The organism is Microbulbifer maximicatervae (SeqCode) (genome assembly GCF_052467695.1).
In genome coordinates this window covers 943545-961804 of record NZ_CP174320.1, presented here as the reverse complement: position 1 = coordinate 961804, position 18260 = coordinate 943545, and the positions used below count along the sequence as shown (strand labels likewise).

Here is an 18260-nt window from a genome sequence, read left to right as displayed (position 1 = left end):
GCGGCAACATGCACGCATTAAATGACGCATGGGCCGCCGTCAACGCCTTTATGGCGTCGGGCGGGCCAGTACTGTTCCTGATCGCCGGCCTGACCTTCTTTATGTGGACGCTGATTTTTGAACGTGTTTTCTACTTTAACAAAGGGTTGAAAAGTGACGTTCAAGGTGCGGTAGACCAATGGGAGGGGCGCGGCGAGCGCAAATCCTGGGCTTCGCACCAGATCCGTTATGCAATGATTTCCCGGGTATCCGAGAAAATTCAGGACAATATGGACATGATCCAAGCCTGTGTCGCCCTGGCCCCTCTGTTTGGGCTGTTGGGTACGGTTTGGGGCATGATCAACGTGTTCGATGTTCTCGCGATTACAGGTGGTGGTGACGCCAAGCAGATGGCCAGTGGTGTATCCATGGCAACTATCCCGACAATGGCGGGTATGGTTGCGGCGCTGTCAGGCGTATTTGCCAACACTTACCTTGCCCGTAAAGCTGAGCGTGAAACCCAGCTGCTGGAAGATCATCTGACGATGGATCACTAAGCATACACCAGTTAATAAGCTTGCTTATTTACTGTGAAGGTTTAGCCAAGCCAGATACTTTCGCCGGGGGCTCCCTGAGCCCCCGCTGGAAAAGTTCGCTAAGAGAGTTGCTATGAGCAAAAGACAAAATACGGCAGAAGAGGAAGCCGGCGCAATTGACCTCACGCCTATGCTGGACGTGGTGTTTATCATGCTGATCTTCTTTATCGTCACCGCGACCTTTATCAAGGAGCCGGGTGCTGATATTGAGAAGCCGGAATCGACGACCGCTGAACTCAAGGCCGCCTCTATCCTGGTAGCGATCAACGACAGTGACGAGGTTTGGATTGCTAAAGAGAAGGTTGATGAGCGCCAGGTACGAATTGTCCTGGAGCGTCTCTACTCGGAAAACCCGAAAGGGTGGTTGGTAATTCAGCCCGATAAGGGAGCAAGCATTGAGAAGATTGCCCTGATTGCAGAAGCTGCCAGGAAGATTGGTATCAAGAAAGTTTCCGTCGCTACAGAGAAGAGTTAACAGCTATGAATCCGGTAAGACTTCTTGGGGCAGGTACGCTGGCGGTAGCCACGACCTTTGGCCTCATCTTCACCATGCATCAGCTGATCGCGGCAAACATGAAAGCTCCTGAGGATACGGAAACTTTCAAAGTTGCCGATGTGGTGATGCCTGATACGAAGATTGAAACACAGTACGACACCACCAAGCCGGTAAAACCTGATGAGCCGGAAACTCCGCCACCAGAGATGCCTGAGCCCGAGTTTGAAGAGCCGAATATTGATGGCAACATCAACATTTCCGCTCCGAAGGCCGGAGGCGGCGTTAAGCTGTCAGGTTTCAGCTTTGGTGAAGGTGATTACCTGCCAATCGTAAAAGTACAGCCACAATATCCCCGTCGCGCTCTGCAGCGCGGTATGGAAGGCTACGTAATCGTTGAGTACACCGTAACGACTAACGGCTCTGTACGCGACCCGATTGTAATTGAGGCTTTTACGCTACAAGGTAAACCGACCACGGTTTTCAATCGGGCTGCCCTAAAGTCCGCGCTGAAGTACAAGTACAAGCCGCGGGTAGTCGATGGCAAGCCGACTGAAGTTCCTAATGTTAGGACTAAGATTAGCTTTAACATGGCTAAGGACTAAAAAGGGGAAGCACTATGAAGTTGACGACCATCACTAAAGGTTTGTCCAAGTTCGCTCTGCGCACGTCAGTAGCGCTACCCTTGGTTCTGGCACCGACGGTCAGCGTTACCGTGTTGGATGCGGTGGGTGTATCAGCACCTTTCGCCTCTGCGCAGGCGCAGGAACAAAAGAAGCCGAGCAAAGAAAAAACCCGTAAAGTTCCGGCGATGCGTGAAGCTGCGTATAAGAAGCTGGAGAAAGCCCAGGAAGCTGCGGATGCAGAGGATTGGGCGGCCGCACTAGTTGCACTGCAGGAAATGGATGCGGCTAAGAAGCGCTTCAACGGTTATGAAATTGCCCAGATGTATAACTTCTTCGGTGTTGTTTACTACAGCACTGAGCGTTACAAAGAGGCGATTCCCTACTTTAAAAAGGTGTTGGATCAGGGTGAAAAAAACCTGCCGGTAGCTTTAGAAGTGGGCACCCTGTTTACACTGGCTCAGCTCTATTTTGTCACTGAGGATTACAAGCAGGCGATTAACTATCTGAACCAGTGGTTTAAGGTTTCCGATCGCATCACTGCCGACTCCTACGCCCTTCTCGCCCAGGCTTACAATCAGACTGGTGAACAGAACAAGGCTCTCGCGAATATTAATATCGCGGTGTCCATGTACGAGAAAGAGGGTAAAACACCCAAGGAAAGCTGGTACGGATTGCAGCAGTATGTTTATTTCGAGCGTAACGACTACAAGAGCGTAGCCGCTGTCCTGGAAAAACTGGTGCAGTACTACCCTAAGCCGGTGTACTACAAAACGCTGGCAGCCATGTACGGTGAGCTCAAGCGTGACAAGGACCAGTTGCATATGATGGAAGCAGCTTACCTTGCCGGTGCCCTGGAGAAAGATAGAGATCTGCTGAATATGGGGTATCTCTTTATGGGGCATGAAATGCCTTATAAAGGAGCCAAGGTGATTGCCAAGGGTATTCAAGACAAGAAGATCCCGCGCACGGCTAAAAACCTGGAAACCCTGGCCCAGGCATACCAGATGGCACAGGAGCTGCAAAAGGCGATTCCACAGCTGGAAGCGGCTGCACAGCTTTCCGATAAAGGTGAGATCTATTCACGCCTGGCCGGTATTTACCTGGATTTGGATCAGAACGAAAAAGCCATCGCTATGGGTAAAAAAGCCCTGGCAAAAGGCGGTATCAAGCGGGTTGACCAGCTGCATATCGTAATGGGTATGGCAAATGCCAACCTGAAGCGTTATGACTCATCGTTAAAGAGCCTCAAGCTTGCACTGAAAGATGAACGTTCTGAGAAGTTCGCCAAACAGTGGATTACGTTTGTTGAGGGTGAAAAGAAGCGTGAAGAGCAGTTAGCCATCTAAAGCTGGCCCGCTTTCCAGGTTTCTTAAAAGGCCGCACAGAAATGTGCGGCCTTTTTTATGCTTGCCTTCTGCGGTATGCCGACACAAAGTTTTGAAACAACCTGTATTAACAGACTATTTGCATTTTTTTGTAAATTGACTAATGATTAATGGTAGCTGATCAGCTTTTCCATTTTCGGCATATGAATGCCGCTTATCGCACCCTAACAATAATAGGAGAGGTGTTATGGACAGAGCTTGCCAGTCGATTTCCAACCCCTTATTTTTCCCCCCACATTTACTCGCGGGTTACACAAAGAGTCTGGGTTTTGCCGCTGCAATCACAGTTGGATTGATCTTTTTGATGAGTCAACTAGTAGCTACTGATATCGATGAGCCCAAAGTTAGCTTGTTGCCTGCGATAAAACCGGTACATATGCCAAAAAAAGAGATTGTTACCCAAACTTATGAGGAGCCTACACCGCCGCAAGCTGTGCTGGAGCAGCCGACGATGCGGGTTGAGGAAACTGAGGTAGCACCGGTTACGATGAATGTGGTGATTAGTACGCCCACTCCTGTCACTTCTACTGGGGTGCAAATATCGCGCGACCCTTTACCAGTTTATAAAGCTAAACCGCGATACCCCAATGCGGCACTACGCAGGGGGATAGAGGGGTATGCCGTTGTAGAATTTACGGTAACCAAAACGGGGGCGGTACGTGATGCTCGTGTGGTTGGGGGCTATGACTCTAATGGTAACCCCACGAGCGTATTTGATCGCTCCGCTGTAGCCGCGGCAGAACGGTTTAAGTATCGACCCCAAATGGAGAATGGCCAGCCAGTGGAGCGCTACGGGGTACGCAATCGAATCAGTTACAAAATAGCGGAATAAAAAACGGCCCTTAGGGGCCGTTTTTGTAGAGACGTTTTAATCAGTCAATTTCTCTCACCGCCCCACGGTCTGCACTGGTGGCAAGCATGGCATAGGCTTTCAGTGCCTTGCTGACTTTACGAGGGCGCTTTTCGATTGGCTTCCAGCCATTGGGATTTTTTTCCATTTCCCTGCGCCGCTTATCGAGTTCACTTTCCTCAATAGCGATTTCAATTTTCCTCCCTGGAATGTCAATACGTATAAGGTCTCCATTGCGAACCAGAGCGATGTTACCTCCAGACGCCGCCTCCGGTGAAACATGTCCAATAGAGAGGCCCGAAGTTCCTCCTGAGAAGCGGCCATCGGTAATCAATGCGCAGTGCTCACCGAGTCCTTTGGACTTTAAATAACTGGTGGGGTAAAGCATCTCTTGCATTCCAGGTCCACCTTTAGGACCCTCATAGCGAACGATAACAGCCTCCCCTTTACTGACCTTCCCTTCGAGGATATTGGAAACCGCCTCTTCCTGGCTTTCTACTACATGGGCGGGGCCTTCGAACTTCCACAGCGACTCATCGACGCCGGAAGTCTTCACTACACAGCCATTGGGGGCCAGGTTACCAAAGAGAACGGCGAGCCCTCCCTCAGAGGAGTAGGCGTGCTCCGCAGAACGGATACAGCCGCGCTGGCGATCGGCATCTAAAGTGGACCAGCGGCAATCCTGGCTGAAAGCTGTTTGCGTGGGAACACCTGCGGGTCCCGCGCGATAGAATTCCAGTACAGATTGGTCGTCCGTGCGGCAAATATCCCAGCGCGCCAGGGCATCGGCGAGTGAACCACCGTAGGCGGTTGGCAGCGAGGAGTCGATAAGACCTGCGGCCTCCAACTCCCCGAGGATGGCCATTACACCACCGGCGCGGTGTACATCTTCTATATGGTATTTCTCGGTATTGGGGGCAACCTTGCACAGCTGTGGAACCTCACGGGAGAGGCTGTCGATATCTTCCAGGGTAAAGTCAATCTCACCCTCTTGAGCAGTTGCCAGCAGGTGCAGGATGGTATTTGTGGAGCCTCCCATGGCGATATCGAGAGCCATGGCATTGCGGAAGGCTGTGCGGTTGGCGATGTTGCGCGGCAGGGCAGTTTCGTCATCCTGCTCATAGTAGCGTTTGGTCAGGGTTACGATCTCGCGGCCAGCGCGGAGGAATAGCTCCTTGCGGTCGGCGTGAGTCGCTAGCATGGTGCCGTTACCAGGGAGTGAAAGCCCCAGGGCCTCGGTCAGGCAGTTCATGGAGTTCGCTGTAAACATTCCTGAGCAGGAGCCGCAGGTCGGGCAGGCAGAGCGCTCATACTCAGCAACTTCCTCGTCGGAGGCCGTATCTGTAGCGGCGATCACCATAGCATCTACTAAGTCGAGCTTGTGGTCAGCCAGCTTGGTTTTGCCGGCCTCCATGGGGCCACCGGAGACAAAGATAACTGGAATGTTCAGGCGCATGGCTGCCATCATCATTCCCGGTGTGATCTTGTCACAGTTGGAGATACAAACCAGGGCGTCGGCACAGTGGGCATTGACCATATACTCCACTGAGTCAGCGATAATTTCGCGGCTGGGCAGGCTATAGAGCATGCCGTCGTGACCCATTGCGATACCGTCATCCACAGCGATCGTATTGAACTCCTTGGCCACGCCGCCGGCGCGTTCAATCTCCCTTGCGACAAGCTGACCCATATCTTTTAGGTGTACGTGTCCGGGGACAAACTGGGTAAAAGAGTTTGCGATGGCAATGATTGGCTTATGGAAGTCCTCGTCCGTCATACCGGTGGCACGCCACAAGGCGCGGGCTCCGGCCATATTGCGACCGGCGGTAGAGGTGCGGGAGCGGTATTGGGGCATAGTCACAGATTCCAGCTGGCAACAATGAATGCGCCAGCTTAGCAAAAAATGGACTTTCCTGGGATGTTTTTGCGCCCAAACTACCCATCAAAGGAGTAATAAGGATAGATATTTCAAATTTCTATGACTAAGTGGACTGACTTTTCCCCAGGCGTTTACGCAGGATTCTCGAATTGCGCTGAATGTTGTACAGGGACTTTCGCGCGGTAGGCAGCTCACTGATACCGACTTGTTCAAAGCCCTGCTCGATAAACCAGTGCTCTGTCTGGGTGGTGAGGACGTAGAGCTCATCAACCTGGACTGTTTGCGCCTGTCTCTCAAGGTGGCGCATCAGCTTGGCACCACGCCCGCCACCGCGAAATTCCGGGTGGCTTGCAAGGCAGGCAACTTCGGCTGCTGTGGTAGTGCCCTTATCATCCTTAATGGGATACAGAGCTGCACAGGCAACTGGAGTACCATCCACTTCCACAAGCGTGAAGTGTTCAATTTCTGCCTCGAGCTTCTCGCGGGAGCGCCGTACCAAAACGCCATCTTTCTCTAACGGGCGGATCAGCCCAAGAATGCCGCCCACATCGGTAATTCGCGCTCTGCGCACAACTTCGTAGCTGTCCCGGTAAATCATGGTACCGGCCCCTTCACGGCGGAACAGCTCCTGAATTAAGGCGCCGTTTTTACAAAAGCTAAGTAGGTGTGTACGGGCGATCCCTGCATTACAGGCTCGAATGGCGCAGCGCAGGGTTGCGCTTTGCACTTTGGGTGAAACCTGCTCTGCCTGCAAAATACTTAACTCGTGTACCGGATTTCCGTCCACTTGAAGTTGCTCAGGTTCGCGGAATAGCACTAGTTTCTCAGCGCGCAATACTCTGGAAGCCTCAGCGGCCAGATCCAGGTAATTGATATTGAAAAGCTCCCCGGTCAGGGATGTGCCCAGGGGAGAAAGGAGTACCAGGGAACCCTGATCTAGGTTTTGCTCCAGAGTGTTGGTGTCCATGCGTCGCACGGTGCCGGTCCAGCCCAGGTCCACGCCATCTAGCACGCCACTGGGACGGGCGGTAACAAAATTGCCTGAGACCACCTTGAGGGCCGAACGCGCCATCGGTGAGTCTGGCAGTCCTTGGGAAAAAGCAGCTTCAATATCGAAGCGCAGTTTACCCACGACGGACTTAACAATCTCCAATGTCTCTCGATTGGTAATACGCTGGTTCTCGTGAAACCGATTTTCTATGCCGCGCTCATCCAGGGCTCGATTAATTTGTTCCCGCGCGCCGTGCACAACAACCAGGCGAACCCCAAGGCTGGCAAGCAGCGCCATATCGTGTACTAGATTGCGGAAATTGGCGTGCTCTAAAGCATCGCCGGGGATACCAATTACTAAAGTGCGACCGCGCAGGTCGTTGATGTAAGGTGCCGCGTGGCGAAACCAGTTCAGGGAAGCGTTATCGTCGCTCACTAATTCTTACCGTGTGCAAGTCTTGTGGTGTTAAAGCCCCGGAGGCTGTCGCAGGCAGATTAAAGGCAAAAGCGGCCAATCAAGTCGCGCAGAATGTTGACCATAGGGTTGATACGATCCAGGGCGAGAAATTCATCCGGCTGATGAGCTTGGTCAATATCGCCGGGGCCGAGCACGATAGTGTCAATATTCAAACTCTTCAAGTAGGGCGCTTCAGTACCAAAGGCAACACTTTCAGCGGGATGGCCACAAAGTTGTTCTGCAACTTTTACTAACTCTGAATGGGAATCCTGTTCAAAGGGCGCAGTGCCAGGGAATAAAGAGGCCACTTCCACCTGAATTTTAGTGTCTTGTGGAATGGTAAGGATACGTTTGGTTAGTTCTTCCCGTAGGTCCGTAAGCTGCATTCCGGGCAACGGACGAATATCAAACTGGAGTTCTGTGTGGCCGCAGATCCGATTGGGATTGTCACCCCCATGGATACAGCCTAAGTTCATCGTGGGTACTGGAACGGCGAATCCGGGGTTGTTGTACTTTTGCTGCCACTCTTTTCGCAGTGTTAATAGTTCACCGATAACTTTATGCATGGCCTCGAGAGCGTTGGCCCCCAAGCTTGGATCTGATGAGTGGCCGGACTGGCCGGTAATACGCACAGCTTCCATCATAACGCCCTTGTGCATACGTATCGGGCGAAGCCCGGTGGGCTCACCAATTACCGCGTAGCGGGCTTGGGGTTTGCCAGCCTCGACCAGGGCGCGGGCACCACTCATACTTGTTTCTTCATCGGCTGTTGCCAAAACAATCAATGGTTTTTGTAAAGGTTTGCCGAGAAAAGTCTGCACAGCCTCTATAACCAGAGGGAAAAACCCCTTCATATCACTGGTGCCGAGACCGTATAAGCGGTTGTCGCGCTCTAAAACCTTAAAGGGGTCCGATTGCCAGCGCCCCGAATCAAAGGGGACTGTATCAGTATGTCCGGATAGAACGAGCCCGCCTTTGTCACCACTTGTACCACCGAGAGTAGCAATCATATTGGCTTTATTGGGAGAGCCCTTTAAAGGCATTATCTCTACATTGAAACCAAGTCCTTCTAACCATCCACCCAGTAGCTCAACCACCGGGCGGTTACCCATATCCAGGGAAGGATCGGTTGCACTGACACTGGGACTGGCGATCAGTTGATGTAATTGGGTCTTCAGGTCAGGTACTGCGATACTCGCCATGGTGACTTTCCCTACTTTTGTTACGCCATTCATTCAGGATAACAGCGGCTCCGATCAGTCCTCCCCCAAGGGCGAGACGGGTTAGATCGGCATCCCGATTCCAGATTAACAGATTTACCAATAAACCAGCGGGAATCAGTGCATTGTTCATCGCGGCCAGGGTGCCAGTAGAAACCTGCGTAGCACCCTTGTTCCACAAAAAATATCCCAGACCTGATGCCACCAACCCTAACCAGAGTAGAACACCCCATTGTTGTGAGCCTTGTGGGTACTGCGCTTCTCCGAGTAGGAGCCAGGCGATAACGGTGACCAAGCTGGCGCCGATAAAAAACCAAGCGAAGGTTTGCCTCGGGGGGAGGCCTTGCTCGACGGACATCAGACGCTTGTAGGTTACCTGTCCCACAGCAAAACATAGGTTGGCACCCTGGACGACTGCAAATCCAATCCAGAAGTCGCTACTGGGGGAGTCCCAGCGAATAGTGGCGGCTCCCAATACAGCTACGGCTGCGATAGTGAGGTTCCAGACAGAAAAGTGCCTATTAAGGAAGTCCTCAAGGGCGGTGATATAAAGAGGGGTGAAAATAGTAAATAGCAGTACCTCGGGGACACTGAGCAGTAAGAATGACTGGTAGTAAAACAAATACATCAGCCCCAGTTGTACAGCGCCGATCACAATTAAACGGATCGCGGTGCGGAGAGGGCAAGCCTTCCATTTCAGCATGGGTAGAAATACCGCCATGGCAAGGAGAACCCGTGTCATTGCTGAAAAGTAACTATCCACCTGTCCGGCCAGGTAGACGCCTATCAGGCTGAAAGAAAAGGCCCACAGCAGTGTGACAAACAACAATAATGGCATCTGGAAAAATTCGCAGGCAACAGTAAACTGGTGGGGCAGGCCCAAGTAATGACACTGAATATTACTGTTGCTTGTAATAAATAGATATGGATTTGGAATTCCAAATCTCTTTTGTGGGTTAGCCTGGCCCTCCAAGCAAGGTGAGGGAATAATTAAACACTGCGGCTTGGGCGACTATTGTTCCGAGCTACCTGGTTTCCCCATCTGAGCAAATTCACATTGCAATCATTGCGATCGATAATTGCCTCTATCAGGCAAAGCCCATCGTGTTTTAGGGCATCTTTGATTGCTTTGTCCAGCTCTCCCTCAGTGGTGACTTTACAACCCCAGGCTTTGCCTTCTCCTGCACTGAAAACTTCGATTAATTGCGCGTATTCCCAGTTTTTAATGTTGTTGTAAGGGCCGTCGTGGATCTCCACTTCAATGGTGTAGCCACCGTTATTCACCAGAAAAATAATTGGATTAACGTTATAACGGATCATGGTGGAGATTTCCTGGGCGGTCAGCTGGAAGGAGCCGTCGCCGATACAGGCAATCATCCGCCCCTCACCCATACCCAGGGCATAACCTAGAGTTGCCCCTACAGACCAGCCGATACTTCCATATTGCATCTGTATTTCAAAGCGGGCTCCATCTGGTAGCGACAGCTCCATACCGTTAAACCAGGAGTCCCCGGTTTCCACCAGCAGAGCGGTATCGCTTTTAAGCATTTTTTGAATTCGCGCAAACAGCTGACGGACTGTCAAATTGTCGCTTCGCTTGCCCGGTTGGGGGATATGTTTTGGACTGCTGACCCTGCGATAGGCTTGTACTGCACCGGTGTTGGGAGTGAGTTTATCTACCAGCGCTTCCAACAAATCATTCATGTGTACATTGCTGTAACAGGTCTCACCCAGCTGTACAGAAGTTGGCAGTGCGATAACGGTCCTGCTTTGATCGAAGCAAAGCTGGTGCCCGGTTGTGGTGTAGTCAGTAAAGAGTGGGCCGGCGAAGAGCAAAGCGTCGGCGGTATCAACTATCTCGCTGCAGCCCGGTGTACTGACCGGTCCCCAGTACATACCCATAAAGTTATCGTGGGTCTCTGACAGCAGGCCTTTGGCATCCGCCATACAGGCCACACCGTAACGGCTGCTGGCGGCGAGTTCGCGCAGGGATTCTTCCGCACAGGCAGCGCGTACCCTTCCTCCCGCAATCAGAACTGGCCGTTCGGCAGCATTGAGGAATGCGGCAATATGCTCTACCGCAGCAGAGAGGGAATCCGGGTCACTAGTGGCGCTACGTGCAAATCCACGGGGGATAGGGGCCGATGTAGGTGCGTTAGCAATATTGGCTGCAATTTCGATGTAGACCGGTTTACGCCGCAGCATGGCGGTATCAATTGCTCTGTCTATCGCTGCAGGAGCGAGGGATGGATGGTGGATAACCACGGTTTCGGCTGTTACCCGCGAATAGATTTCGCTCTGGTAGCTGTAATCGACCTTACCTAAAGTGTGATGCAAATACTCCCACTCAGCCTCAGAGTTCGTATTTGGTCCGCCAGAGATTGCAATTAAAGGGAGGTCTTCGGCAAAAGCACCGGCTACTGCATTAATCATGCTGAGGCCGCCGACGGAGAAGGTGACTACTGCCGCTGAGGGGCCACCGGTTGCGCGGGCATAGCCGTCGGCGGCATAGCCTGCATTTAGCTCGTTACAGCAGCTGATCATTTTGAGATCTGGGTGGAGTAGTAATTGATCCAGTAACACCAGATTGTAATCGCCAGGCAAGGCGAAGTAGTGCTCTATGCCTGCGTCTTTTAATCTTTGTGCCAGGTAGGTTCCCACTGTCCAGTTGCTAACAGTCATGTAATTTACACGAGTGAATTGAAGTTGAGGCGCAATCCTTAAGTGCCAGATATCTGTTTTGCTACTGGCACAGCTTAGTTGAGAATGGGGTGAGTGAGAGACATAAAAAAAGGGGCCTGGGCCCCTTTTTGATTTATCAATGATTCTACAGTTCTAGCCGAACAAGCCCTTAAAGAAGTAGAAGAACAAGATCGCAATACCAGCACCCGCCGGCAAGGTGACTACCCAGGAGGCGGCGATAGTGGTGATCATACGCAGGTTCAGGGCGCCAATACCCCGCGCCAGGCCAACACCCAATACCGCGCCCACCAGAGTGTGAGTCGTGGAGATTGGCAGGCCGGTACCAGAAGCCAGTACGACGGTGGAGGCCGCACCCAGCTCGGCAGCGAAGCCACGGCTCGGGGTCAGCTCGGTGATTTTCTTACCGATAGTGGCCATTACCTTAAAGCCGTATGTCGCCAGGCCCACCACGATACCGATACCGCCGAGCAGCAATATCCAGGAAGGCATAGTGGATTTAACGGTGATAGCACCGCTCTGGATGGTGTTAACTACGGCAGCCAGAGGACCAACGGCGTTGGCGACATCGTTGGAGCCGTGAGCGAAGGCCATGGCACAGGCGGTGAAGACCATCAGGATTGCAAATACGCGCTCGACGTTGGCGAAACGGTTTTCAGCTTCAGCTGCCGGGTCGCGCTGGACGCGCTTGAGCATGGTGACTCCGATACCGGCGACAGCAAGGCCCACCAGGGCGGCGATACCGGCATCCTGGATAAAGCTGAGCTGGATATTGGCATCTTTAAGAACGTGCTTGAGGCCCTTGGTAAGGGTCACCATGGCAATCATCCAGCCCACTGCAAACATGTAGAAGGGGATGTAGCGCTTGGCATTGTTGAAGGGGTCTTCCGTGTCTAGGATCAGGCGCTGGACACTGCGGAATAACAGGAAAGACAGGGTGCCCGCGAGAACCGGGGAGACCACCCAGCTAGCCACGATGCTGCCCACTTTACCCCAGGCCACTGCATCTGGGGATATACCTACCGCAGAGAAGCCGACAATTGCGCCGACAATAGAGTGGGTGGTGGACACCGGCCAGCCGAGAATACTGGCAACCAGCAGCCAGGTGCCCGCCGCCAGCAGTGCCGAAAGCATACCGTATACCAACAGCTGCGGTTGGGCGGCGAAGACTTCAGAATCGATAATGCCTTTGCGGATAGTTGCGGTAACCTCTCCGCCTGCCAAATAGGCGCCGGCAAACTCAAAGATCATGGCGATAACAATCGCCTGCTTGATAGTCAGTGCACGGGAACCTACGGAGGTACCCATGGCGTTGGCTACGTCGTTGGCACCGACGCCCCAGGCCATAAAGAAGCCTGCTACACAGGCCAAAATCAATAATATATGGCCGTATTGACTAATAATTTCCACGCCAAACCCCCTAACGTGCTAACAACAACTGCAATCGGTTGCCCACGCTGTGGGCGCGATCGGCGAGTTCACCGATCCATTCAATAACCCGGTAGAGGAACATAACGTCCACCGGAGGTAAGTCTTTCTCAATAGCAAACAACGACGCGCGAATTTCGACTTCAAGCTTGTCTGACTTGCGCTCCAGTTCATCCAGCTCTTCGGTCATGCGTTTGGCGATATCCACCTCGCGCCCGGCAAAGCCGCTTTCCAGCAACTCGTCCAGTTCGTTGATCGCGCGCAGTGCCTGTGCAGAGGTGGCGACAGCGCTCTCCACAAAGGTGGTCATCAAGGATTGGAGAGGTGCGGGAATCTGCATCTTCCTGCCTACAGCCAGACCAGCGATATCCTGGGCAGTGTTGGCTACCTCATCCTGGGCATGCAGCAATTCCAGCAAGTCGGTCCTGGACACTGGCATAAACAGGCTGTCCGGCAGATGCAGGCGCAGGTCTCTCTTGATATCGTCAGCGCGGTTCTCCGAGGCGGAGATGCGCAGTTGGATCTGTTCTGCCTCTTTGAGGTCACCTTTGATCAGTGCTTCAAAGAAGGGGATCAGGTCAGCCGATGCCTCGTGGGCCGTAGCCATATGCTTCTCGATTGGCTTAATCGGAGAGCGGCCAAATAAGTTGGCAATATTCGACAGGGCCATGGTTAGCTCCATTGCTCAGAATGCGAAAACGGCGGCATGGTACCCCAATCGGGGCAACTTCGTAACAGTGCGTTAACAGCGCACTTTCACAGCTTGATGATAGGGCTACAATGCGACGTCGCCATATGAGAATAAAGGGGTTACCAATGGCAGAGAGTAGAGTTGCAGACCGCATACTGGAACTGCGCGGATTACTGGAAGATTTGGTGGGGCAGGGCTTTGTTAGCCGAGAGGATGCCAACCGTATTGTCGGGACCCCGCGGACAGCAGAGCAGGCCCAGATGCACCCGCTCAGCTATATCGCCAGTTGTGACCTGGCCAACCGCAAGCAACCGGGTAGTCTGCTCAATAGTGAAATCCTTAGCGCCTGGTTAGCGGAGAGCTCCTCCCACCCCTTGTATCATATTGATCCTCTGAAGGTTAATGTGAGCGCTGTCACCGAGGTGATGAGCTTCCAATTTGCCAAGCGACACCAAATTCTCTGTGTTGAGGCGAGTACCGAAGAACTTCTGGTGGCGACAGCTCAACCGTTTAACCATGGTTGGGAGGAGCAGCTGGAACATACCACTGGCCGCAGAGTACGCCGTGTGGTGGCTGATCCGGCCGATATCAAACGACACTGCGTCGAGTTTTACTCCCTTTCCAATTCAATCTCTGGTGCAAGCGGCCTTCAGGGAACCTCAGCGGCAAATAATTTTGAACAGTTGCTGGAGTTGGGCGCCTTAAAGGACCCTGAAGCTAACGATCAACACATCGTCAATATCGTCGATTGGTTGTTGCAGCACGCCTTTGATCAGCGTGCCAGTGATATCCATATTGAACCGCGCCGGGAAGTGGGACGTATTCGCTTTCGTATTGATGGTGTACTGCATCCAATCCATGAGTTACCAGATCAAGTGAATGCTGCGGTTACCAGTCGCCTGAAAATTCTAGGGCGCATGAATGTGGCGGAGAAGCGCAAACCCCAGGATGGCCGCATCAAGACAAAAAGGCCCGACGGCAGCGAAGTGGAGTTGCGCCTCTCCACTCTTCCCACAGCCTTTGGCGAGAAGCTGGTAATGCGGATCTTCGATCCAGAGGTTCTCGCGCGATCTTATTCCGATCTGGGACTGGGTGGTGATGACTTGGCTCGCTGGCAGGCGATGCTGTCACGACCCAATGGTATCGTACTGGTCACCGGCCCTACCGGTTCGGGTAAAACCACCACTTTGTATACTGGTCTTAAGCAGTTGGCCACCAGTGCAGTGAATGTTTCCACGGTTGAAGATCCTATCGAAATGGTGGAAGAGAGCTTTAACCAAACCCAGGTTCACCACTCGATTGGCTTTGATTTTGCTGCAGGTATCAGAACCCTGATGCGTCAGGACCCCGATATCATCATGGTTGGTGAAATTCGTGACCTGGAAACCGCTCAGATGGCGGTTCAAGCGGCACTGACAGGCCACCTGGTTATCTCAACCCTGCATACTAATGACGCTCCAACAGCGGTTACCCGCTTATTGGATCTGGGCTTGCCGCATTATTTATTGAAGTCCACCATTCTCGGGGTGATGGCCCAGCGCTTGGTACGGACACTATGTCCCAGTTGCAAGCAGGAGGACAAAATTGAAGAGGCCGATTGGCAGTCTCTGGTGAAACCCTGGAGAGCGCCGTTGCCGGAGAAAGTCTACCGGCCGGAAGGTTGCCTGGAATGTCGTAATACGGGCTATCGTGGGCGTCAGGGAATTTATGAAATCCTGCCATTTAGCGAGTCGGTACAAGCTATTGTCACCTCCGATTGTGATCTACAGCAACTGCGGCGCCAGGCGATGCGCGAAGGTATGAATAGTCTGAGGCTTTCCGGTGCGAAAAAAGTAGCGGCGGGTTTGACCACTGTGGCAGAGGTATTGAGGGTGGCCCCACCGCCGGATATCGCTTTCTAGCTTGGGTGGCCTCTCTGAGATAACTGTTTGAAGATGTAGAGGCCAGTGAAGTGACCTTATAGGAGGGCTTGCTCGGCCACTCATCATTATCCGATACCACCGCTAGCTATCGGAATGCCGATAGCTAGGCAGAATTGCCCGCTGATATTCGCACCAAGGATTGACCCTCATGTTTGACAACATTCCGTGCCCAAAACCCATCCGCGCTCAACTTCAGTCGCTTTGGCATGACTGGTGTGAACTGACGGAGGCCGCGCTTGTTGTTGAGGTGGAAAGTTTGCTGTCAGATTCACGGCTTGCTCAAGGAGTGGCCCGGAGTTTTATCGGTTCAGAATTTTTTTATCAACAGTGCTGTCGCCGCCCAGAGTTTTTCCGGGATTTGTTACTTAAACAAGATCTTGGGCTCTCCCTGCCGATCATAGGAAGTGATGAGGAACTGGATCTTCAATTGCGTTTATTGCGTAACCGGGTAACGGCTGAAGTCATATTTCGCGATTTTGCCGGCCAGTGGGATATTCCCCAGGCATGTCTGCGGCTCAGTGAATTGGCTGAGCTATCCATTCGTACGGCGATGCAATGGCACCATGAGAAATTAGTTGAGCGCTATGGCGAGCCTCGTAGTATAGCTGGCGATAGTCAGTCGATGGTGGTGTTGGGAATGGGCAAATTGGGAGCCCGGGAACTCAATCTTTCATCGGATATCGATCTGATTTTTGCTTACCCAGAGCCCGGTTATACCGATGGTGGAAAGAGCATAGAGAATCAGCAGTTTTTCCAAAAGCTTGGCCAGCGCTTGATTAAATCATTGGATGGAATCAATGCGGATGGTTTTGTCTTCCGTGTAGATATGCGTTTGCGCCCCTACGGTGACAGTGGCCCCTTGGTAAGCCATTTCGCCGCTCTGGAGGACTATTACCAGACTCAAGGGCGTGAGTGGGAGCGCTACGCCATGGTCAAAGCTCGCCCTGTTGCCGGCAGGGAGGAGTTTGCTGAAGAGTTGATGGAGCTGTTGCGCCCATTTACTTATCGCCGCTATATCGATTTCAGTGCTATTGATGCTTTGCGTGAAATGAAAGCCCTGATACAGCGGCAAGTGCGCGCTCGCGGTTTAACGGACAATATCAAACTTGGGCGGGGCGGCATACGCGAGTTGGAATTTATTGCCCAGGCATTCCAGTTAATTCGCGGAGGGCGCGAACCCGCGCTGCGCGAGCGCAGCTTGCTCAAGCTACTGCCCCTCTTGGAAAGTGATGGCCATGTTGAACCGGGAGTGGCCAGTGAACTGACCAGTTGTTATTTGCTATTGCGGAGAGTTGAACACGCACTTCAAGCTTACCGGGATCAGCAGACACAGGCGCTCCCAGCTGAGGAGGGTGAAAGGGAAAAATTGGCATTTGCCCTGGGCCGCGACAATTGGGTGCAATTGGAGATTGAGCTGATCGATGTTCGTTCCTTAGTTGAGCGGGAGTTCGATACTGTAATCGCTCCACCAGAGGAGATGGCCGCCCCCAGTGTGGCTGAAGAGTGGCAGGGACTCTGGGCAAGTTGCGCCGATGAAACTGCGAATGAAGAGAATTTGCAGATTTTGGAAAGTGCAGGGTTTCTTCCTCCACCGCAGGCACTCGAGCACTTAAAGGAGCTGTGCCAGTCAACAATGGTTGCGGCACTACCTGCTTCTTCCCGTGCGCGCCTGGACCAATTTATGCCTACGCTACTGGCCGCAGCAGGGTTACAGGCTGATCCCTTGTTAGTGCTAACCCGTGTTTTACCTTTAGTGCGCTCAGTACTGCGTCGCAGTGCCTATCTCGTCCTGATTAATGAAAATCCCCCCGTGCTCAACCAGCTGGTGCGCCTCTGTAGTGCCAGTCCGTGGATTGCTGAGCAACTGGCACGCCATCCAATTCTGCTGGATGAGCTGCTGGATTCGCGTAGGTTGTTGGCACCCTCTACGGCGGCAGATATTGCCAATGAGTTGCGTCTCGAATTGTTGCGGATTGATCCCGAAGATCTGGAATTGCAAATGGAGGCGCTGCGATATTTTAAACAGAGTCAAAGCCTGCGCATTGCGGCACAAGAAGTGAATGGTGCCCTGCCTTTGATGAAAGTCAGTGATTCCCTTACTTGGTTGGCAGAGGCGATATTGCAGCAGTCATTGCAACTCGCCTGGGCACAGATGGTGGATAAATACGGTGCGCCTGCGGGGGCCTCGGCAGAGGATATGCACTTTGCCATTATCGCCTACGGAAAGCTGGGGGGATTGGAGCTTGGCCACGGTTCTGACCTGGATATTGTTTTTGTGCACGATGCAGATGCGATGCAGGTTACCGACGGTAAAACCAGTATTGATAACCTGAGCTTTTTTACCCGACTAGCACAGCGACTTATCCACATATTGCAAACCCGTACATTGAGCGGGCCTCTTTATGAGGTAGACACAAGACTGCGCCCTTCGGGTAATTCAGGGCTCTTGGTGACTTCATTGGCTGCCTTTGAAAAATACCAGAGGGAGAGTGCCTGGACCTGGGAGCATCAGGCGCTGGTGAGAGCTCGATCTGTCGCCGGTAGTCTCCGCCTGAGTGAGTCGTTTCAACAGTTGCGTACGCAATTGCTTTGCCAGTCGCGAAAGAGCGATAAATTGCGTGATGAGGTGGTGGAAATGCGCAATAAAATGCGTGCGCACCTCGATAAGAGCAACGATAAAAAGTTTGATCTAAAGCACGGTGAGGGCGGTATTGTCGATATTGAATTTATGGTTCAATATGCTGCTCTGGCCTGGGCAAAAACTTCGCCCTCGATCGTGCGGTATACCGATAATATTCGCATTCTCGAAAGTCTAATTGACGCAGGCCTGATGCCGGCCCAACAAGCCGGACATCTGATCGACGCCTACAAAGCCTACCGATCTGAAGGTCATCGCCTGGCACTACAACAACTGCCAGGGATTGTGAGCGATGACCAATTCACAGCGGAAAGAAAGACCGTTCAAACAAACTGGCAGCAATTACTCGGTTAACACCGGGTTTCTACCTGCTGCCCGATTAAACTGTTTTTCAGGATTTGTAGGA

General features: G+C 52.5%; 14 protein-coding genes. 7 read left to right on the top strand and 7 right to left on the bottom strand.

All coding sequences use genetic code 11. The features are described 5' to 3' along the window. Positions 1–8: 8 nt before the first annotated feature. The 5 genes from ACJJI8_RS04025 (at position 9) to ACJJI8_RS04005 (ending at position 3911) form a co-directional block, all read left to right on the top strand. The gene (locus tag ACJJI8_RS04025) at positions 9–536 is read left to right on the top strand and encodes a MotA/TolQ/ExbB proton channel family protein (RefSeq protein ID WP_282930984.1); all 528 of its coding nucleotides are present in this window, start codon (positions 9–11) and stop codon (positions 534–536) included. Positions 537–648: 112 nt separating this feature from the next. After that, entirely contained in the window at positions 649–1050 is a 402-nt protein-coding gene (locus tag ACJJI8_RS04020; protein ID WP_444934360.1) for an ExbD/TolR family protein, read from the top strand. 5 nt (positions 1051–1055) lie between these two features. Next, a complete protein-coding gene (locus ACJJI8_RS04015) occupies positions 1056–1673 on the top strand; it encodes an energy transducer TonB (RefSeq protein WP_444934359.1) in 618 nt (205 codons plus the stop codon). Between the two features lie 14 nt (positions 1674–1687). Further along, positions 1688–3040 (top strand): tetratricopeptide repeat protein, encoded by a 1353-nt coding sequence (locus ACJJI8_RS04010; RefSeq protein WP_444934358.1) that lies wholly within the window; start codon positions 1688–1690, stop codon positions 3038–3040. A gap of 226 nt (positions 3041–3266) precedes the next feature. After that, complete coding sequence (locus ACJJI8_RS04005; RefSeq protein ID WP_444934357.1) at positions 3267–3911, top strand: energy transducer TonB; 645 nt, start codon at positions 3267–3269, stop codon at positions 3909–3911. Between the two features lie 40 nt (positions 3912–3951). Here the strand turns inward: ACJJI8_RS04005 and ilvD are convergent, their stop codons facing one another. The 7 genes from ilvD to ACJJI8_RS03970 all read right to left on the bottom strand — a co-directional run bounded on the left by ilvD (position 3952) and on the right by ACJJI8_RS03970 (position 13273). Further along, entirely contained in the window at positions 3952–5784 is a 1833-nt protein-coding gene (gene ilvD / locus ACJJI8_RS04000) for a dihydroxy-acid dehydratase (RefSeq protein WP_444934356.1), read from the bottom strand. Between the two features lie 127 nt (positions 5785–5911). After that, on the bottom strand, positions 5912–7234 hold the full coding sequence (argA, locus tag ACJJI8_RS03995; protein ID WP_413663566.1) for an amino-acid N-acetyltransferase: 1323 nt from the start codon (positions 7232–7234) through the stop codon (positions 5912–5914). 59 nt (positions 7235–7293) lie between these two features. Continuing rightward, complete coding sequence (gene argE, locus ACJJI8_RS03990; RefSeq protein WP_444934355.1) at positions 7294–8457, bottom strand: acetylornithine deacetylase; 1164 nt, start codon at positions 8455–8457, stop codon at positions 7294–7296. Continuing rightward, positions 8435–9313 carry a carboxylate/amino acid/amine transporter gene (locus ACJJI8_RS03985; RefSeq protein WP_444934354.1) on the bottom strand — a complete coding sequence of 293 codons (879 nt, stop codon included), beginning with the start codon at positions 9311–9313 and terminating at the stop codon, positions 8435–8437. The genes argE and ACJJI8_RS03985 overlap by 23 nt, the downstream gene beginning before the upstream one ends. A 152-nt stretch (positions 9314–9465) precedes the next feature. Further along, positions 9466–11157 (bottom strand): thiamine pyrophosphate-binding protein, encoded by a 1692-nt coding sequence (locus ACJJI8_RS03980; protein ID WP_108734747.1) that lies wholly within the window; start codon positions 11155–11157, stop codon positions 9466–9468. A 153-nt stretch (positions 11158–11310) separates the two neighbouring features. Further along, on the bottom strand, positions 11311–12585 hold the full coding sequence (locus ACJJI8_RS03975) for an inorganic phosphate transporter (RefSeq protein WP_282930993.1): 1275 nt from the start codon (positions 12583–12585) through the stop codon (positions 11311–11313). Between the two features lie 10 nt (positions 12586–12595). Then, positions 12596–13273, bottom strand: a complete 678-nt coding sequence (locus ACJJI8_RS03970; RefSeq protein ID WP_413663563.1) for a TIGR00153 family protein — start codon at positions 13271–13273, stop codon at positions 12596–12598. Between the two features lie 146 nt (positions 13274–13419). On the opposite strand from ACJJI8_RS03970, the gene tfpB reads away from it, so the two are divergent. Further along, the gene (gene tfpB / locus ACJJI8_RS03965; protein ID WP_444934353.1) at positions 13420–15195 is read left to right on the top strand and encodes a type IV pilus assembly ATPase TfpB; all 1776 of its coding nucleotides are present in this window, start codon (positions 13420–13422) and stop codon (positions 15193–15195) included. Positions 15196–15364: 169 nt separating this feature from the next. Continuing rightward, on the top strand, positions 15365–18208 hold the full coding sequence (glnE, locus tag ACJJI8_RS03960) for a bifunctional [glutamate--ammonia ligase]-adenylyl-L-tyrosine phosphorylase/[glutamate--ammonia-ligase] adenylyltransferase (RefSeq protein ID WP_444934352.1): 2844 nt from the start codon (positions 15365–15367) through the stop codon (positions 18206–18208). The last annotated feature ends 52 nt before the right edge of the window (positions 18209–18260 follow it).